This window comes from Maribacter sp. X9 (assembly GCF_048537565.1).
Lineage (GTDB): Bacteria > Bacteroidota > Bacteroidia > Flavobacteriales > Flavobacteriaceae > Maribacter.
In genome coordinates, this window is record NZ_CP183215.1 from 2,049,820 (window position 1) to 2,068,094 (window position 18,275).

Sequence of the window (18,275 nt, forward strand, 5' to 3'; positions counted from 1 at the left end):
TTATAGTGCTTTCTAAATGTACAAAAACTTAGGAGGAATTTTAGTGCTTCCTAAGCGGGATATGTACTTTTGCATAAAACACGATTCATGAATAGCAGGGCAGACCAATTAAAAGCTTTTGATAGACTATTGACCATAATGGACGAGCTGCGTGAACAATGCCCGTGGGACCAAAAACAGACTATGCAGACCCTGCGTCACTTGACTATTGAAGAAACTTATGAACTTGGTGATGCCATTTTGGACAATGATCTTAATGAGGTTAAAATGGAACTTGGTGATGTTTTGCTGCACATTGTTTTTTATGCGAAAATTGGTTCTGAAACCGGCGATTTTGATATTGCCGATGTATCGAATGCCATCTGTGACAAATTGATCAATAGGCACCCCCATATTTATGGGGATGTAAAAGTCGCAAATGAAGAGGAAGTAAAACAGAACTGGGAACAGATAAAACTGAAAGAAGGGAAAAATAGTGTATTGGAGGGAGTTCCTAGAAGTTTACCTGCTTTGGTAAAGGCTAATAGGATTCAGGATAAGGTTTCGGGAGTAGGTTTTGATTGGGAAAAACCAGAACAGGTTTTTGAAAAAGTGCAAGAGGAATTGGGAGAACTACAAGCAGAAGTAACTGCCGGTAATGTGGAAAAAATTGAATCAGAATTCGGAGATGTGTTTTTTTCAATGATCAACTATGCCAGATTCCTTGGTGTAAATCCAGAGAATGCATTAGAACGTACCAATAAAAAATTTACAAAACGGTTTCAGTTTTTAGAGGGGAAATCTAAACAATTAGGGAAGCCGTTGAAAGACATGACCCTATCAGAAATGGATGTCTATTGGAACGAAGCAAAAACCAAAGATTAGACTTGCTCCTGAACCACAGTTTCGATCATTTGTTGTAGTGCCTCAAATGCTACAGGTTTTATGTGGTAGTCCAAAACCTCTGGGAACGATTTTGCACGCAACTCATCATTAGGATTCAGAGAAGAGGATAACATATAAATAGGAATGTCTTTTTTAACTTTGTGCTTAATGCCTCTGTAGGTATCTAAAAATTGAAATCCGTCAATTAGGGGCATGTTAATGTCCAGTAGAATGAGATCTGGTAGTATTTTTAAATCGCAAGAACTTTTATGTAAAATTTCTAATGGTTCCACAGAATCTGGAAAATCTACAACATTTTTAATGGATAATTCTTTCAACTTTCTTTTCATTACGTATTTAGAAATATCATCATCATCTATGAGCCAGACTACCAATTTTTCTTTCATTAGTTTGGTTTAGTAAAGGTTATGTTTGGGGAGCCTACATGTTAACGTTTGTTTTGCACTATTAGTGCCTTCGATAGATTCATTTTTTTTAACAGGATAAAAAAACTCGTGGCTTGTGCAATGGTTGAAGCTTTGAAAAGCGTGTTAACCCTAATCTTTCTGCCTCTTGTTCAATAGTCGTGTATAGGAGAAATTCGATTTTCAATTCAATCGTTATTTGAACAATTTAGAAGTTTCAAAACAAGCCTATAAGTAGCATTGAATAATGAGTGTTCTTATGTATTAATGATGCTTGTCCGTTCCAAAAAATCCCCTATTTAGAAGTACCTTTGCCAAAAATTTAAAAACGGTTTGTTACAGAACTACACAAAAGAATTCAGATACAACATAAAACTCTCGGTGCCCGTAATTCTTGGTATGTTGGGGCATACCTTTGTGCAGTTGGCAGATAATATTATGGTCGGCCAATTGGGTACGGCAGAATTGGCTGCAGTATCATTGGGGAATAGTTTTGTGTTCATTGCGATGTCACTTGGAATAGGTTTTTCTACGGCCATAACCCCTTTGGTTGCCGAAGCGGACGGAGCGGGCAATCAAAAAGATGGGAAAAGTGCCTTGAAACATGGTCTGGTTTTGTGCACAGTATTAGGGCTTGTTCTATTTTGTCTGATTTTGCTGGCCAAACCGCTTATGAGTTTGATGAGCCAACCGGTTGAGGTAGTTGCCTTGGCAATGCCTTATTTAGATTTGGTGGCCTTTTCGCTGGTGCCGTTGATTGTATTTCAAGCCTTTAAGCAGTTTTCGGAGGGACTGTCGCAGACCAAATACCCAATGTATGCTACGATTATGGCAAATATTGTCAATATCGTATTGAATTATTTACTGATTTTCGGGAATTTAGGATTTCCGCAATTGGGTATTGTAGGTGCGGCCATCGGTACGCTTGTTTCTAGATTTATGATGGTATTTTATCTATGGTTCATACTGAAGAAAAAGGAAAAATTCAGATACTACGTAACCGGATTCAATTTTGCTAAAATTGAGAAAAGCGTAATGAAAAAAATCATTGAGCTTGGTTTTCCATCGGCCTTACAAATGTTTTTTGAGGTCGCAATATTTACATCGGCTGTTTGGTTAAGTGGGGTATTGGGAAAGAACTCTCAAGCGGCCAATCAGATTGCGTTGAATTTGAGTAGCATGACCTTTATGTTCGGTATGGGTCTGGGTGTAGCGGCCATGATACGGGTGGGCAATCAAAAAGGCATACGAAATTTCACTGAGTTAAGGCGGGTGGCACAATCCATCTTTTTTCTTACCTTTTTGTTGGAAATTTTCTTTGCAATTCTCTTCCTTTTAGGAAGACATTGGTTTCCGTCCTTGTATCTTGATGTCAGCGATATGGCAAATTTTATAGATAATACAGAGGTTCTGGTCATTGCTGCTGAACTATTGCTGGTGGCCGCGTTTTTTCAAATATCAGATGGTATACAAGTAGTGGTTCTAGGAGCTTTACGTGGTTTGCAAGACGTTAAAATACCTACAATAATTACCTTTATAGCTTATTGGCTGATAGGATTTCCCATTAGTTTTTACCTGGGTCTTTATACAGATTTAGAGAGTACCGGGATCTGGATCGGTTTGTTGACCGGTCTTACGGCATCGGCCATTATGTTGTATCTTCGATTCAATTATTTAACTAAAAAACTGATTGCCGGTTAGCGGAACGTATTTCGTTGATTTAGGCAAAAGTTCAACCAAATAGAGTATAATACGTATGGAGTTTCCAAAATTTTTATTGGGCGATAACACAGATTATCCAACCGCTATTTTTGTGATTCACACTGAATTTCCCAGGTTTATCATCAATCTTGAAGATGATGAAGTGGAATGGCTTGAAGAATTTTCGAAGGAAGATGAAAAAGAATTGGAAGATGAGGCCGAGAATTTAATTGAGGCGGCCACTGCATTTTATGATAGGGAGGTTTCCAGGTATGAAGACTAGGTACTATGCTTCAAGAGCTTTTACAATTAGATAAGGAATTATTTTTATACCTCAACGGATTGGGAAGTCCGCAATGGGATAATCTATTTCTGTTTATATCCCATAAATTCAGCGCTCTTCCACTTTATATTTTTTTACTGGTCGTATCCTACCGAAAATTAGGTTTAAAAAGAACTTTTCTTTTATTGATTGCCATTGCATTGTTGATTACGGCCACGGATCAATTAAGTAATTTTTTCAAGTATGGGGTTGCACGTTTAAGACCTTGTCATGATCCAGAAGTTGAACCATTTATGCGATTGGTCAAGAGTTATTGTGGGGGTCGGTATGGTTATTTTTCTGCACATGCGGCCAATGCTTTTGCCATTGCCGTTTTCTTTGGCTCCCTGTTAAAATCCAGCATTAAAGGAATAGGTATTTTTTTAGTATTTTGGGCTGCGCTAGTAGCGTATAGCCGCATTTATATTGGAGTGCATTTTCCGCTAGATATTCTGACCGGGGCAGTAATTGGCTCTTTGTTCGGCTGGTTGTTTGTAAAGTTATTTATATTTGCACTTCGCAAATTTTCCCTATGATATCCAATCTAAGGTATTGGTTTTTAATTGTTTTAATTTTTTTGGTTTACGCTGCAGGAATGTTCGTTACATTATTTGAGAACGATTCTGCTCAGTTTTCGGTCATGGCTATGCGCATGGTTCAAGAGAATGATTTTTTTAGCCTTTTTAAAGGCCAGGAAGAATATTTGGACAAACCCCATATGCATTATTGGTTGGCGGCTTTATCCTACAAGATTTTCGGCATACACGATTGGGCCTATAGAGTTCCAGGAATTTTATCCACATTATTAGCTGCTTATAGTTGTTATGGGCTAGGGAGGCTATTGTACAATAAGCATGTAGGAAAGCTCGCCGCTTTGGTGTTCATGACCGCCCAGACTATAGTTTTGGGAGCTATCGACGTACGTACCGATGCCGTATTGACCGGTTTTAGTATTTTGGCGATTTGGCAACTTACAACATATATTGAGCAAAGAAAACTAGGGGCAATTATTTTAGGAGCCTTTGCAGCCGGTATCGCATTTTCAACGAAAGGGCAGATCGCCTTATTGGTAATCGGTCTTCCTATCTTATGCCATCTCTTATATACCAAAAAGTGGACGGCTTTTTTAAGCTGGAAAGTACTTGTGGCCCTGTTCGTTTTTGGGATTACTATTTGTCCCATGCTGTATGCTTATTACGTGCAATTCGATTTACATCCCGAAAAAGTGATCCGAGGCAGGAGTAATCGCAGCGGAATCTTTTTTATTTTCTGGGAGCAAAGTTTTGAGCGGTTGAGCGGAGAAGGTATCGGCAAGAATAGCAGTGATTATTTTTTCTTTTTCCATACGTTTTTATGGGTGTTTCTCCCTTGGACCATTCTAGGTATAACTGCCTATTGGAATAGGATGAAAAGCTTTTTTAAATTAAGGTTCTCCTATCATCCCAAATATGAATTCCTGACCTTGGGGGGTATAACTTTAATTTTCATCATTATTAGTTTTGCTCAGTTTAAGTTACCCCATTATCTCAACATTACAATTCCATTATTCGCGGTACTAACTGCTTCTTATCTTTATGACCTTTATCGTTTCGATAAAAAGCGCACTACCCAAATGTTAATGATCGGTCAGTACTTTATCCTTGGAGTTGTGTTTATTGCCTCAGTTTTGATCAGCTTTTATGTTTTTAAACTAGACACAATAATAGCGTATCTCTTCTTGGTAGTAGTGCTAATTATTGTGGGCTATTACACCATGAAGCAGGAAGGAAGATATTTGCGATTGATTACCATATCGGTGTGCTCGTCAGTGTTGTTGAATGCAGTTCTGAATGTACACTTTTATCCGAATTTATTAAAATATCAAGGGGGTTCCTCAATGGCTGAAATTATAAAACAACGTGGTATACCAGTGGATGATATTTATAAAATTGGAACTGATCATACTTGGTCAATTGATTTTTACAACCAGTATCCTGTTCAAATAACCACCCCTGAAAAGTTGAAATCTAAGAACGATGTTTGGGTATATGCTTCGGACGAGGAAGTAAGCCAACTAAAAAATGATGGGTTTAACTGGGATGAAGAAATCTCCGTGGATCAATTTCGAATAACCAGACTTCAAGGGAAATTTTTAAACCCGAATACGCGTAATAAAGTTACGAACAAGATGCATTTACTACATTTGTATTAAGTTAGTTTACACACTTATCAATCACCTCTAATTTTATTTTTTTGAAGTGGTACCATACTCCTGATAAGGAAACTAGTGCGGTTATCAAAAAGAATAGGATACTCACACCGACCGAAATGTTCTGGTCCAGGCCCAATAATTCCGCACCATAAAAAAAGGTGACTTCACGACTGCCTATGCCCCCTAGTGTAAGGGGCACGACGGCAACAATAGAAGACACTAGAAAGATAACGAGATAGGCCACTTGGTTCAATTCGATATTCAAAGCACTTAAAATAAACCAAATACAGAGCAATTGTGCAAACTGTACAATTGCTGAAAACACTAGCGTTTTCCAAAAAATGGATAGTACATATGTAAAGAATTTTCGGTTCAATAACCAAAAGATAGCTACCGATAAGGGTATAGCTATTACGAAAAGCCATACATATCTTTGTAGTTCATCGAATTCTAAAAGGGATACTAAGGTACAGGCATAAATAAAAAGTAATAGTAGGCCTGTTAAGCGGTCTAGGACCAATACACTTACAATCCTTTTTGTGGATACTTCGAAATTCTTTTTAAGTAAATACCCTTTGTACGCGTCACCGCCTATACCTCCTGGTAAAAAAAGGTTGTAAAACATCCCCAGCAAATAGAGTTTCAGGTTACTGGTTAAGGTCAAAGGTATATGCAGTTGATGAAAATAGAGGTTCAAACGTACAGCAGCTATAATCTTTGAGATTATAAAGAAAACAGTGGCTAAACCGAGGTAAACGAGATTACTCTTTACCAAGATACCCTTGATTTCTGTAATATTGATTTTGGTAATTATGAAATAAATCAGTGCTGCACTGATCACAATTTTTAATCCGGTGGTTATTTTTTTATTGAACTTGGCCACCTACACTTACTTTTTTAATGCGGTACGGTCTCTTCTTTTGTGATTCGTAGTAGGTTCTGATCAGTAACTCCATTACGATGCCGATCGTGAACAATTGAATACCTGCAAGAATGAACATCATCCCGAACATTAGTAGCGGTCGGGTACCGATATCTTCCCCAAAACCTAGTTTAACGATCAGGAGATAGAGATTGATAATGACTCCCAATAGAATCAATAAAAAGCCGAAGATACCGAAGAGGTGGATCGGCCGTTGAAAATATTTGCGTATAAAAAGTAGCAACATCATGTCTGCCACCACTTTGAATACACGCTCTAGACCGTACTTGGAAACACCGGCATGGCGCGCATGATGTTTTACGGGGACTTGTTTGATCTGCCCGCCTTCTAAAAATGCAAGAAGAGTAATGAAGCGGTGCATTTCACCGTATAAATTCAAGTCTTTCGCAATATCACGAGTAAACACTTTTAGAGCACAACCGTTATCTTTAATGTCAAGTTTGGTGACCCGTCTCACTAAAAAATTAGCAATTTTAGAAGGTATTTTTTTTACAAGCGAATCCTTTCTTTTTTGCCGTATTCCAGTAACCACATCATATTCACCGCTAACCGCATAGGTGAGCATTTCGGGGATATCTGAAGGGTCGTTTTGCAAGTCTCCATCCATGGTAATGATATATTCTCCTTCGGCATAGTCCAATCCTGCCGCCAAGGCCAAACTTTGGCCGTAATTCTTTTTCAGTTCTATTAGATGAACTTTGTCATCCTTTAATCCCTTTACTACTTTTTTAGTGCCATCGGTTGAAAAATCGTCTATATAGATAATTTGATAGGTATAGCCTTCCAAACTTTCGTGGATTTTTTGTGTCAATAGAGTCACATTGTCTTCCTCGTTGTACAAAGGCACAACGACTGAGAGTAGGGAAGTGGTAACAGGTTGCATTGGGTTCTTTTTTGGAATAGCGACAAAGTTATGTTTTTTATCCGGAAGTAAAAGGTTGCCAGCAAAAGGAAACAGGAACAGAGGTTAGCTCTTTCGTAACGCTTCCAGTAGTTTTTCAGCTGCAGAAAACGGGGAAATATTACCACTGATGACTTCCTGTTTTAACAAGGGAAGCATTTTTTTTGTTGTAGGGTTTCGATAAAAATCGAGCAACAGCTCTTGTTCCAAATACTGTAGTAGCCAGTTTTCATTTTGCTCCTTACGGTTACTTTTAAAAAAACCAGATTTTTTCATGGTTTCACTATAGGAGGTTATTAAGTGCCAAATAGTCTCAAGGCCTATGTTCTCTAAAGCGGAACAGGTCAAAATTTCGGTAGACCAGCCATTTTCCTTGGGAGGAAACATATGTAGGGCACGTTTAAGTTCGAGTTGCGCCAGTTTCGCGTTTTGTACATTGTTTCCATCAGCTTTATTGATAACAATGGCATCTGCCATTTCAACGATTCCCCGTTTTATTCCCTGTAATTCATCACCAGCTCCTGCCAGTTTCAGCAGAAGAAAAAAATCGACCATGTTATGCACAGCAGTTTCACTTTGGCCGACACCCATGGTTTCAATAATGATGATGTCGTAACCTGCCGCTTCAAGAATGGAAATGCTTTCACGGGTTTTTCTGGTTACGCCACCAAGTGAGCTACCAGAAGGTGAGGGGCGTATGTAGGCGTTGGGGTCTTTTACCAGTTCTCCCATTCTTGTTTTATCGCCTAAAATGCTTCCTTTTGTCCTACTGCTAGAAGGGTCTATGGTGAGTACGGCAACCCTTTTACCCTGTGCGGTTAGTAGTTTGCCAAATTGTGCTATGAATGTACTCTTACCAGCTCCTGGAACACCTGTTATTCCTATTCTTAGGGTATCGACCTCTTTTGTGAGACAGCTTTCAATAATCTCGTTGGCAATGGTTCTATGTGACGGCTTTGTGCTTTCGATAAGTGTGATCGCCTGGCTCACTACGGTAACATCATTGGCGAAAATACCCTGAATCATATCTGTTGTAGTACGGTTGTATACATTCATAGAACGGTATTCGGTTATTTTGTAATGCCAATGGTTATCATTCGCTAATGGGCACCCTTATTTTAGTGGTGTCCCAGGCTAAAGTCAAGTACTCTTGGGCTTTTTGATTTTGGTCTTCTTTTTCAAAATTAATTGAAAAATTCTCTACAGGCTCGTCCAGTTTTCTTACCGGTACCTCAACGGTTAAATAATCATGTTTGGCTTTATGAGTGGTCTGGTTTCCATTAACACGGGTAACGCCCCAGTCGGGTATTTCGGTATTGAAGATTACTTTCCAACTTTCTTTGTTGGGAATTGTCCATAAAGAGTAGGTTCCTGAGGGAAGGGTTTTATCAATAATCTTTATATCCTTGCTCGTGAAAAAGGTAGTAGGTTCATTTGCTCCGGTGCGCCATATTTTACCATAAGGTACTAATTCGCCAAATATAATTCTGTCCTTTTTTGCTGGACTAGAATAGTCCACCTCCAATTCACCATCCCCTAATTCGAAGGTGGTAGTTTTAGATGGACTGAATTTTTTTGTCTCTTTGTGTAGGTACGGTATAGCTACAAAGTAAAAGAGCGCGGCTAGCACGAGCATACCTATTAACAATCTTTTTAACAACTTCATGTATGACTATCTAAAACGTTTATAATTCAGCTATTGCTCTATATCGAACTTAAAGATAGAAATGTTGTTATAAATCTCGCCCGGTCTTAGTATACTATTAGGAAAATCGGGTTGGTTGGGAGCGTCGGGGTAATTCTGGTTTTCAAAACAAATGCCTGGAAAATCTGGTGGGGTATAAACCACTACTGCAGGTTGGTTAGAATATACTTTCATTGAAATACCTGATAAGTTTGAATGCAGTTCACCTACTTTTTCACTTCCTGTATCTTTTATGAACACTGTATCCAATCGCTTTACCCCGATTTCCTTCGAAAGAAGAAAATCAAGTTCAGTTTTTCTAACCGGTATGATATCGCCCGTGGGCAATAAATTTTCTTTCGTTTCTAATAGATAGGGACAATTAAGCTGTAACTCGCAGTCATCTATATATGGGTTGCTATCCAGTTTAAAATATGAATGATTGGTAAGGTTCACCACTGTACTACGGTCAGTAACCCCTTCATAAACGATCTGTAATGCATTACTCATTAATCTATAGGTAACGTTAACAGTGAGGTTTCCAGGATAGCCTTCTTCTAAATGCTTGCTCTTGTAGGATAGTTTTACATGTGGATTTTCTTTGGTGTTCACCTCCTCAATATTCCAAAACTTTTGATGAAACCCTTCTTTACCGCCATGAAGGTGTACACCTTCTTGCTGATGAAGGAAAAATTTTTCCCTGTCCAAATCAAACCCACCTTTAGAAATTCTACCTGCGTAACGGCCCACACTCGCCCCAAGAATATTCTCATCCAAGAGATATCTGCTTGGGTGGTTATAGCCTACCACTACGTTGGTATAACTTCCATCCTTTCCCTTGAGCAGTAATTTTTGTATCGTGGCACCATAATCAAGTACCATAAGGGTCATAAACGTGTTGGATATTGTAACTTGTTTCAAAGGAGTGATTTAAAAAGTAAGCGTAAAAATAAAGATTTTTGCAACATCCTTTTTTTTCTATCGTCCTTTAAATGACAACAATCTAAAATCAAGTTTAACCGACCGATGTTTCAAAGCGATGTTGTAGAAAAATGTAAGGTCAATGATCGATCTGCACAACTTAAATTGTACAAAAAATACTGTGATGGTATGTACAGTGTCGCCATGCGTTTTGTGAAGAATGCAGATGACGCTGAAGATGTCTTGCAAGAATCGTTTATAAAGGCGTTTCAAAAAATTCATCAGTTTGAGGGCGAGGTCACTTTTGGAGCTTGGTTGAAAAGGATAGTCATTAATAAAAGCATCGATTTTTTAAAATCGAAAAAAGAACATATGATTTCGGTGGACGAAGGATATCTGCAGCTTGTCGAAGATGAGGATTGGAATGTACCTTCTACCATCAGTATAGAGCAGGTGAGAAATGCTATTGATGTATTGGAAAGCAAGTATAAATATGTAGTGATGATGTATTTGATAGAAGGTTATGACCATCAGGAAATCGCACAAGTTTTGGATATATCGGAAACAGCTTGTAGAACAAGACTCTTAAGGGGTAAAGCTCATTTAAAGGAACTTTTAAAAGAAAAAGGATATGGAACAGGATCTTAGGGAAATGTTCAGAAAATATAGGGAAAACAAAAAGTACCAGCTCACTACTGGTCATGAAGAGCGTTTTTTGAACAAGTTGGAAGAAGCATTGCCGAGAAAAAAGAAGTCAAAATACATCTTATTAAAAATAGCGGCCTCCGTTCTGGTAATAGTAAGTATGGGGTTAGGATACCTGCATTTCAATGAAAGTAATCATACAAATGCAACGGTCGTGAATAGTGATACTACTAATAGAAAACAACCGCACTTTTCATTTGGTGATCTTTCACCTGACTTAAAAAAGGTGGAGAATTATTATCTGGCCAACATCAATTTAGAGCTTTCCAAATTAGAGGTGTCCCCAGAGACAAAAGATTTGGTAGATAGCTTTATGGAGCAATTAAATAATTTGAACGAAGAGTACAACAGTTTGAATTCGGAATTAAAGGAATTGGGCCCCAATGACCAGACCATTACGGCACTCATTGAGAATTTACAATTACGATTACAGTTATTAAAGAAATTAAAAAAGAAATTGAACGAATTAAAAGCATCAAAAAATGAACAGATCAAGAAAAATACAATCTAAGCTACTCATTATTGCCTTAGGTTTTTTAGTTGCCACTTCGGTTTTTTCCCAAAAGGAAAGTAAAACGTTTCAAGAACGTTTTAATGTTGCCGAAGATGCCGTGTTGGATATCAATACCAGTTATGCCGATATTGAATTTGAAACATGGGATAAGAATGAGGTGGCCATTACGGCTACCATAACCTTGGAAGGTGCTACCAAACAGGAGTCGGATACCTACTTTAAAAACACACCGATTGAAATCGTTGGTAATAGTAAAAGAGTTACCATATCTTCCAAATCAACAAATAATAGGTCATTCATTCTTAATGATTCATTATTGAATTTTGATTTTAGCAACTTGCAAATTGATATTCCAGAGATTGCTCCTTTCGTCGTAAACGTTCCTCAAATAGCACCATTTCCAGAGATGCCTCCACTTCCCCAAACCAAGGGTTTTACATTTGACTATGAAGCTTACCGAAAAGATGGTGAAAAGTATATGAAAAAATGGCAGAAGAATTTTGAAAAGAGTTTCGACAAAGAGCACCAAAAGCGTTTAGAAGAATGGGCCGCTGAAATGGAGGAGCGTACCGAGGAAATGACCGAACGCCTTAAGGAGCAAGAAGAACATCGGGCAAAGCAAATGGAAGAACGTAGCAAACGTTTAGAGGAGAAATTAAAAGAGCATGAAGAACGGCGATTGCGGCACTTTGCTAGAAGAGATACGCTAACGCATGACCTTATGATTTTTAGAAAGGACAGTTTGATCAATTCGCCCAATGTATTCTATTTTTCTTCAGATGGGGAACAAAAAAACTATAAAATAAAGAAGACCATTAAAATTAAGTTACCCAAGTCTACCCGTATAAAGATGGATGTTCGGCATGGTGAAGTCAAATTAGCGGAGAATACCAAAAACTTGAAGGCGAATCTTTCGCATTCAAGCCTTTGGGCTACCACTATTGACGGTTTTGATACGAATGTCTTGGCTTCTTATACGCCTGTTGTCGTTCAAAAGTGGAATTACGGTCAGTTGAACACTTCCTATTCTGACGAAGTATCCTTGTCTGAAGTGGTTCAGTTACATTTACAGGCTACCTCTTCTAATGTTACTATCGATAAATTGCTTAAAAGGGCATATGTTAAAAATAATTTCGGCACCGTTCATATTGTAAATGTGGGACCTAATTTTGAAGAGTTGGATATCAGCTTAAAAAACGGTGAATTAAACCTACAGCTGCCCAAAGTGGCAACCGATGTTTATATAAAAGGAAATTCATCTTCCTTAACTGTACCTTCTTCTTTAAGCCTAGAACGGACTAAAAATGGAAATACGACCATCGACAAAGGATTTTATTTAAATGAGAATAGCAAACGTTCTCTAATCATTACGGCAGATTATAGTGAAGTGGTGATCCACTAATTTTTTTCATAACCAATGTCCCAAAAATATCCGCATCGATCTATCCTTATTTTCATCCTCTACAGCCACAAATAACGAAGCATAATGATTTTGTCTAGACCATAATCATTACTAGTATACTCCAAGGCGAACTTTTTATTCGGAATTAAAGTAATGGGTGGTGTCGGTTTCCTATTATTATATTGATTTGAAATACTTTTACGTGCAATTCCCATCGGTAATATCACGGTCGGTTTTATATTAAGAGATGATGTGGTCATTATTGAACTTAGGTTTTTTATCGGCACCTAAATCGATGACATTTCCATTTAAGTTGACATAGTAAGCAAAGGCATTATAGTTATAATGAGGAAGTCCCTCCAGAAGTATCTTCATCAATAGAAATTTTCATCGGCCCTCTCATCAATCATAGGAAACTCATCGATGTAGAGATTTTTGTTAATCAAAGCATCTTTTTTGATTTGTGTTGAACAAGACATAAAAGTTAAAAGAATGCAACCTAGGGCTAGAAGACATCTTAATAGCTTCTAGCTATTTAAGATTAATTAATGGAGTATTTATCTTAGGTAGTATATTATGAAATCGTTCTTATTATTCCTGAACTATCTTCTTGATTAATCCTAAATTAAAAAGGACTATACTTCACTCATATGGTGAAGTATAGTCCTTAAATAGTTGTTCGATATTTTCGCTTAGTTTCTCTTTTTCCGTTTAATGTTTAGGTGAAATTAATTAATCGAATTATATAACAGGTTCCCAACCTTCGGCATAAGTACGTTTCCATGATTCCATGGCTTTTTCATTGTTGGTTACCTTACCGGTAGTGACATCTATTTTTAAGGTTCCCCCTGCATCCTGTGCCATGTTCCCCAAGTGGCATAACATAGTAGAAACACTTGCATCCTTGATATCGGAATTCAAGCTCTTGTCTTCCCTTACCCCTGCAAAGAAATTGTGGATATGGTTTACGTCCAATGAGCCCTCACCTCGCGTGTTGGTGGTTTCACTGGCGCCCCCTTCGAGTTCCTCCTTGATGAGATTTCCCTGTAAGTCATAAAGCTGATAGAAATTACGATCCAACATGATAGATCCCTTACTGCCATAAATCGTACTTCCACGGCCCGGCCTATCAGGTTTCATGATTCCACGGCTATGCCCTGTCCAAGTCAAGAATTTATCACCTGGAAAGGTATACGTGACCTGCTGGTTGTCGACGAACTCCCAATCGTCATCATAAGTGTACTTTCCACCAAAAGAGGTTACGGTTTCAGGCAGGTCTACACCCAGTGCCCAGCGGCAAATATCTATTTCGTGCGTTCCGTTGTTATGGATTTCCCCTGTTCCCCAGTTACGGAACCAATGCCAATTGTACGGGTGCACATTGTCCTTATACGCCTCTCTTACGGCCGGACCTTGCCAAAGTTCCCAATCCAAGGTTTTCGGAACCTGGATCACGTTACCCGTACCAATGGACCCCCTGTTGTTGGAATAATAGGCTTCCCCTTTGTACACATCGCCGATAATCCCGTTTCTAATATCGTTAACTGCCATTATCGATGTTTTGGCAGAGCGTTGTTGGTTTCCCATCTGCACTTTTTTTCCATACTTTTTTTGAGCCTCGACCAATAGTACGTTCTCATACGGATTATGGCTGCACGGTTTTTCAACGTACACATGTTTACCTGCCTGTAGAGCCAAAATGGCCATAGGGGCATGCCAATGTTCTGGGGTTGCAATGAAGACAGCATCAACATCCTTATCTTCTAGCACCTTTCTAAAATCTTTTTCTATCTTAGGAATATACCCTATTTCTTTTTGGCACCATTCATTGTGCTCTTTTAAAATGACATCATCTACATCACAAGAATAGATGATTTTGGCATTTTTATCTTGATGGATCGCTTTCACATGTGCCTTGGCCCTGCTGCGTACCCCGATGATGGCACAGTTGATATGGTCATTGGCTCCTAGAATGGAGGCATAGGAACTACTTGGAAAAACCAAACTACCCAAGGTCACGGCAGCAGTGCCTGCCGAGGTTTTTTTGATGAAATTTCTTCTCGTTGTCATGGTTTATTTTGTTTCGATTGGTTTTATTTTAATGTTCTTGAAGGATACCCGATCTCCGTGATCCTGTAATAATAAATGGCCTCGGTCCGATTCCCCAAAATTGGGCCATTTCGCGTACTTGCTTTCAGATACCAATTTACGGTAGTCCTCGCTTTTACGCTCATATTCCAACACCTTCATGCCATTTAGCCAATGTTCTACGTGATTGTCCTTAGAAATGATATGCGCGGTATTCCATTCCCCTGGTGGATGCATCGGTTTGTTTGGATCCGCTTGTATAAGATCATAAAGGGAGGCTACCGTGCGGCTACCATCATGGTTACCTAGCTTTGCATCGGGATGTCTTTTATCGTCCAAAATCTGATATTCTAATCCTATGGAAGAACCGGGGCCTTTGTTCAGATCGGTATCCACGTAATATTTGATACCGCTGTTCGCGCCTTCGGTTATTTTAAAATCCAACATCAATTCAAAATCACCGTATAGTTCTTTGGTGACGATATCTCCACCGGCGGCCGATTCTTCCCCACCCGAGGAGAGTACGGTCAATACACCATCTTTAATTTCCCATCCTTTGTTAGGAAATTCATCTAACCGGGCACCGCGCCAAGCATCTGTTGTCTCGCCGTCCCACAACATTTTCCATCCATTTTTGGTTTCATCCGCACCTAAGGCGTTTTTAGTGATAATGGGTTGTAATGGAGATTTTTTGGAATATTTTGAGAGGCTATCGGTCAGGATCTTAATGTCTTTCCAGATAATTTCGGTACCCTCTTGCTGTTCATCGGAAATACTATGAACCTGTAATCCTATAAAGCCCTTATCGGTTTTATCATCGATAAGGTAGGCGGCAGGTACATCGTTGATCCACGTTTTTAAGGTGTCACCGATCGCTTCGATCCGGTAGTGGTTCCACTCATTTTGTTTGAAAGCCTTTTGTGCTTCGGGATTACCGGTCAATGGGTTCAGCCATCCTCTGCGCGCCTCATCGTAGATACCGGCGCTCCAGGCACGGTCAGATGGATCTATTTCTATTTGATAACCGTGGACCCGACCATCCATATAATACGGTAAACTATTGCTTCTAATCTGTATTCCAGAATTCATACTGGAGTCTACCTTGTAATCCAGTTCCAATATGAAATCGCCGTACATTTTGTCCGAGGTCATAAAAGAATTAGGCGTGTTGTGTACTGTTGCGCCTACGATGGAATTGTCCCTAACGGTGTACTTGGCCTTGCCACCAAGTTGTGTCCACCCCTTCAAGGTTTCGCCGTCGAATAACGAAACCCATGGGGTATCGTCTTTTGGTTCTTGTTTGCATCCGCTGAACAAGGCAGATAGAACAGCGGTAACTAGAAGTAATTTGTTTTTTGATTTCATTGATTTAAGTTGAAATTATTGTATAAGAAAAGCGCCCGTGTAAGGGCGCTTGAATATAGTAAATTTTTGGGAGATCATTAATGGGTACTCTTCTTCAAATAGTCCCCAAAGTTTTCTTTAAACCGATTTAGTCGCGGTACAGATACGTTGCGGATGTATGAATTGTTAGGATTATTGCGTTCATAATCTTGATGGTAATCTTCCGCTTTGTAAAATACGGTAAAAGGTGTAACCTCTGTAGTAATGGGATCGTCATCATAAATTTTTTGGTCTTTTAAGGCCTGAATATAGGTGTCTATGATTTTCTTTTGTTCCGCATTTTTATAAAAAGCGATGGAACGGTATTGCCTACCGCGGTCAGGACCTTGCCTATTTAAGGTTGTTGGATCGTGCGAACCAAAGAATACTTGTACCAATTGCGTAAATGAAATTTCTTTGGGATCGTAGTACACTTCTACGGCTTCTGCATGGTCAGTTGCACCTGCACCTACTTGTTCGTAGGTCGGATTTTTTTGGCTTCCTCCGGCATAACCCGAAATAACTTCCTTAACACCTCTTACACTTTCAAAAATAGCCTCTACACACCAAAAACAACCACTGGCAAAATAAGCGGTCTCATAGTTGCTTAATTCTTGAGGACTTAGTTTCACTGGTTCTTGGATTTCTTCCTCTTCAATGGAGGTATTATCTGAGATTGTATTCTTCTTGGCCGTTGACTCGCAGCTAGTGGTCAATAAGGTCGCTAGGGCCAAAAGCGTTATCTGCATATATTTCATAACAATTTTTTACATTATGTAGGTAATTTACAAAGACCTTACGTGTAAAAGGGTTAAAAAGTGTTAACAGCGATATTGGATGTATTATTTTTGAGCTATGGATGCACTTGAATATACTATTTTCAGCTATTCGAACGAACCGATTCCTATTTTAGATAGTGCGATTCCTCTTAATACTTATGTGCCATTAGATTTATCTAAACGGAATATGGCTTTAAAGGCCTATGATATTACAGATTATCGGAGTTGCCAATCCTACATTGATACCGTATTGAAAAAAATGGACGGCAACGTTGCGTATGGTGGCTATTTAGAACATCGTAACCTGTATGCGAACCATAAGAATTTTACACATCTGGGTGTTCCAATTCGTAATATTCATTTAGGAATCGATTACTGGTGTGTTTCGGGAACTATGGTTCATGTCCCCTTGGACGGAATGGTGCATAGTTTTCGGAATAATAATGTTGTGGGAGATTATGGTCCCACCATAATCTTAAAGCATTTTTTAGATAGTCATATCTTTTATACGCTTTACGGACATCTTTCCCTGGATTCGTTAAAGGGACTATTTATCGGTAAGGTATTCAAGGCAGGACAGAGCTTAAGCCGTTTAGGTACTCCTGATATCAACGTCAACTATGCGCCTCACCTACATTTTCAGGTTATTAAGGATTTAGAAGGTAACCAAGGGGATTATCCCGGGGTCTGTTCTCAAGAACGACTTACTTTTTATCAAAAAAATTGCCCTGACCCGAACCTGTTGCTAAAATTAAAATACCCTGGTCTCGATTAACGACCTCTTTTCTCGCTGTGCTGAATTAGGGGGCAGGGCTGTTTACCGACAATATTTTGCTCTTGAACCGGGCTTATGCAAAGTAACGAGTATAACGTGTTTTTCAGCGATTCACAAACTATTGAAACAAGGCCTATTGCGTTCTATAAGTGTAACAAACGCAAGTCATGAAAACAATAGCAACGATCATCTTCATCATCTTCTTAGGATTCACTGCGCAAGCTCAAAACACTTCTACCGATGTTAAGGTGGAGACCACTACAACTTCCATCGTTGCTAAAACTACCTATAACTTCAAAATTGATAAAGCTACCGAAGTTGCCCGTTTGTACAAATTCAAAAATGCCTTGATCAAAAAGGAACTGAATTTCCTGACTAAGACAGACAAACCTAAAATGGCATAATCGATTACAAAGTGGGTTTTTATGAGAATAGTAATCATTGATTTTTTTAGTATACTGCCCATTAGGTATAATTAAGCTGAACGCCGTAAACTCCATCAGATTTACTAATTCAGATATTCGTGTAGGAAAATATTTACTAAATCGATAAACTGCTGGTTTTTGTCGATTATCGGAAAATCTTTGTGTAAGAATTAGGACTACAAAAAATGGTGATACATCGAAAAGCTTTCTTTTCGTCGTGAAAATGTGACACTTCATCGAAACACTAGTACG

At 38.8% G+C, this 18,275-nt stretch carries 21 protein-coding genes; 10 read left to right on the forward strand and 11 right to left on the reverse strand.

Annotation, left to right across the window (positions count from 1 at the left end; all coding sequences use genetic code 11):
- Positions 1-87 precede the first annotated feature (87 nt).
- On the forward strand, positions 88-864 hold the full coding sequence (mazG, locus tag ACNR9Q_RS08720) for a nucleoside triphosphate pyrophosphohydrolase (RefSeq protein ID WP_419214216.1): 777 nt from the start codon (positions 88-90) through the stop codon (positions 862-864).
- Here the strand turns inward: mazG and ACNR9Q_RS08725 are convergent.
- Positions 861-1,271, reverse strand: a complete 411-nt coding sequence (locus tag ACNR9Q_RS08725) for a response regulator (RefSeq protein ID WP_419214217.1) — start codon at positions 1,269-1,271, stop codon at positions 861-863. The two genes, mazG and ACNR9Q_RS08725, sit on opposite strands and share 4 nt — an antisense overlap.
- A gap of 351 nt (positions 1,272-1,622) precedes the next feature.
- On the opposite strand from ACNR9Q_RS08725, the gene ACNR9Q_RS08730 reads away from it, so the two are divergent.
- The 4 genes from ACNR9Q_RS08730 to ACNR9Q_RS08745 are packed head-to-tail and all read left to right on the forward strand — an operon-like array spanning position 1,623 to position 5,503.
- Positions 1,623-2,990, forward strand: a complete 1,368-nt coding sequence (locus tag ACNR9Q_RS08730) for an MATE family efflux transporter (RefSeq protein ID WP_419214218.1) — start codon at positions 1,623-1,625, stop codon at positions 2,988-2,990.
- Positions 2,991-3,045: 55 nt separating this feature from the next.
- Complete coding sequence (locus tag ACNR9Q_RS08735) at positions 3,046-3,273, forward strand: hypothetical protein (protein ID WP_419214219.1); 228 nt, start codon at positions 3,046-3,048, stop codon at positions 3,271-3,273.
- Positions 3,274-3,278: 5 nt separating this feature from the next.
- Positions 3,279-3,848: a phosphatase PAP2 family protein gene (locus ACNR9Q_RS08740; protein WP_419214220.1), complete on the forward strand. Its 570-nt coding sequence runs from the start codon at positions 3,279-3,281 to the stop codon at positions 3,846-3,848.
- 59 nt (positions 3,849-3,907) lie between these two features.
- Positions 3,908-5,503, forward strand: coding sequence for an ArnT family glycosyltransferase (locus tag ACNR9Q_RS08745; RefSeq protein ID WP_419214221.1), 1,596 nt, complete (start codon positions 3,908-3,910; stop codon positions 5,501-5,503).
- 1 nt (position 5,504) lies between these two features.
- On the opposite strand, the gene ACNR9Q_RS08750 is transcribed toward ACNR9Q_RS08745, so the two are convergent.
- From ACNR9Q_RS08750 to ACNR9Q_RS08770, 5 genes are all read right to left on the reverse strand, one after another.
- A complete protein-coding gene (locus ACNR9Q_RS08750; protein ID WP_419214222.1) occupies positions 5,505-6,386 on the reverse strand; it encodes a lysylphosphatidylglycerol synthase transmembrane domain-containing protein in 882 nt (293 codons plus the stop codon).
- Complete coding sequence (locus ACNR9Q_RS08755; RefSeq protein ID WP_419214223.1) at positions 6,370-7,329, reverse strand: glycosyltransferase family 2 protein; 960 nt, start codon at positions 7,327-7,329, stop codon at positions 6,370-6,372. Before ACNR9Q_RS08755 ends, ACNR9Q_RS08750 begins: the two co-directional genes overlap by 17 nt.
- Positions 7,330-7,413: 84 nt before the next feature.
- Entirely contained in the window at positions 7,414-8,403 is a 990-nt protein-coding gene (meaB, locus tag ACNR9Q_RS08760) for a methylmalonyl Co-A mutase-associated GTPase MeaB (RefSeq protein WP_419214224.1), read from the reverse strand.
- 37 nt (positions 8,404-8,440) lie between these two features.
- Positions 8,441-9,013: a DUF2911 domain-containing protein gene (locus ACNR9Q_RS08765; RefSeq protein ID WP_419214225.1), complete on the reverse strand. Its 573-nt coding sequence runs from the start codon at positions 9,011-9,013 to the stop codon at positions 8,441-8,443.
- Positions 9,014-9,043: 30 nt separating this feature from the next.
- The gene (locus ACNR9Q_RS08770) at positions 9,044-9,952 is read right to left on the reverse strand and encodes an aldose epimerase family protein (protein ID WP_419214226.1); all 909 of its coding nucleotides are present in this window, start codon (positions 9,950-9,952) and stop codon (positions 9,044-9,046) included.
- Positions 9,953-10,057: 105 nt separating this feature from the next.
- Between ACNR9Q_RS08770 and ACNR9Q_RS08775 the strand changes: the two genes are divergently transcribed.
- The 3 genes from ACNR9Q_RS08775 to ACNR9Q_RS08785 are packed head-to-tail and all read left to right on the forward strand — an operon-like array spanning position 10,058 to position 12,573.
- On the forward strand, positions 10,058-10,600 hold the full coding sequence (locus ACNR9Q_RS08775; protein ID WP_419214227.1) for an RNA polymerase sigma factor: 543 nt from the start codon (positions 10,058-10,060) through the stop codon (positions 10,598-10,600).
- Positions 10,584-11,168: a hypothetical protein gene (locus ACNR9Q_RS08780; RefSeq protein ID WP_419214228.1), complete on the forward strand. Its 585-nt coding sequence runs from the start codon at positions 10,584-10,586 to the stop codon at positions 11,166-11,168. Before ACNR9Q_RS08775 ends, ACNR9Q_RS08780 begins: the two co-directional genes overlap by 17 nt.
- The gene (locus tag ACNR9Q_RS08785) at positions 11,140-12,573 is read left to right on the forward strand and encodes a hypothetical protein (RefSeq protein ID WP_419214229.1); all 1,434 of its coding nucleotides are present in this window, start codon (positions 11,140-11,142) and stop codon (positions 12,571-12,573) included. Before ACNR9Q_RS08780 ends, ACNR9Q_RS08785 begins: the two co-directional genes overlap by 29 nt.
- A gap of 59 nt (positions 12,574-12,632) precedes the next feature.
- On the opposite strand, the gene ACNR9Q_RS08790 is transcribed toward ACNR9Q_RS08785, so the two are convergent.
- The 5 genes from ACNR9Q_RS08790 to msrA form a co-directional block, all read right to left on the reverse strand.
- Positions 12,633-12,833, reverse strand: a complete 201-nt coding sequence (locus ACNR9Q_RS08790; RefSeq protein ID WP_419210847.1) for a hypothetical protein — start codon at positions 12,831-12,833, stop codon at positions 12,633-12,635.
- Positions 12,814-12,948, reverse strand: coding sequence for a hypothetical protein (locus tag ACNR9Q_RS08795; protein WP_419210848.1), 135 nt, complete (start codon positions 12,946-12,948; stop codon positions 12,814-12,816). The genes ACNR9Q_RS08790 and ACNR9Q_RS08795 overlap by 20 nt, the downstream gene beginning before the upstream one ends.
- Positions 12,949-13,314: 366 nt before the next feature.
- Complete coding sequence (locus ACNR9Q_RS08800; RefSeq protein ID WP_419210849.1) at positions 13,315-14,643, reverse strand: Gfo/Idh/MocA family oxidoreductase; 1,329 nt, start codon at positions 14,641-14,643, stop codon at positions 13,315-13,317.
- Between the two features lie 3 nt (positions 14,644-14,646).
- Entirely contained in the window at positions 14,647-16,026 is a 1,380-nt protein-coding gene (locus tag ACNR9Q_RS08805; RefSeq protein WP_419210850.1) for a 3-keto-disaccharide hydrolase, read from the reverse strand.
- A 77-nt stretch (positions 16,027-16,103) separates the two neighbouring features.
- A complete protein-coding gene (msrA, locus tag ACNR9Q_RS08810) occupies positions 16,104-16,802 on the reverse strand; it encodes a peptide-methionine (S)-S-oxide reductase MsrA (protein WP_419210851.1) in 699 nt (232 codons plus the stop codon).
- Between the two features lie 97 nt (positions 16,803-16,899).
- Between msrA and ACNR9Q_RS08815 the strand changes: the two genes are divergently transcribed.
- Positions 16,900-17,598, forward strand: coding sequence for a peptidoglycan DD-metalloendopeptidase family protein (locus ACNR9Q_RS08815; protein WP_419210852.1), 699 nt, complete (start codon positions 16,900-16,902; stop codon positions 17,596-17,598).
- Positions 17,599-17,765: 167 nt separating this feature from the next.
- Positions 17,766-18,002, forward strand: a complete 237-nt coding sequence (locus ACNR9Q_RS08820; protein WP_419210853.1) for a hypothetical protein — start codon at positions 17,766-17,768, stop codon at positions 18,000-18,002.
- The last annotated feature ends 273 nt before the right edge of the window (positions 18,003-18,275 follow it).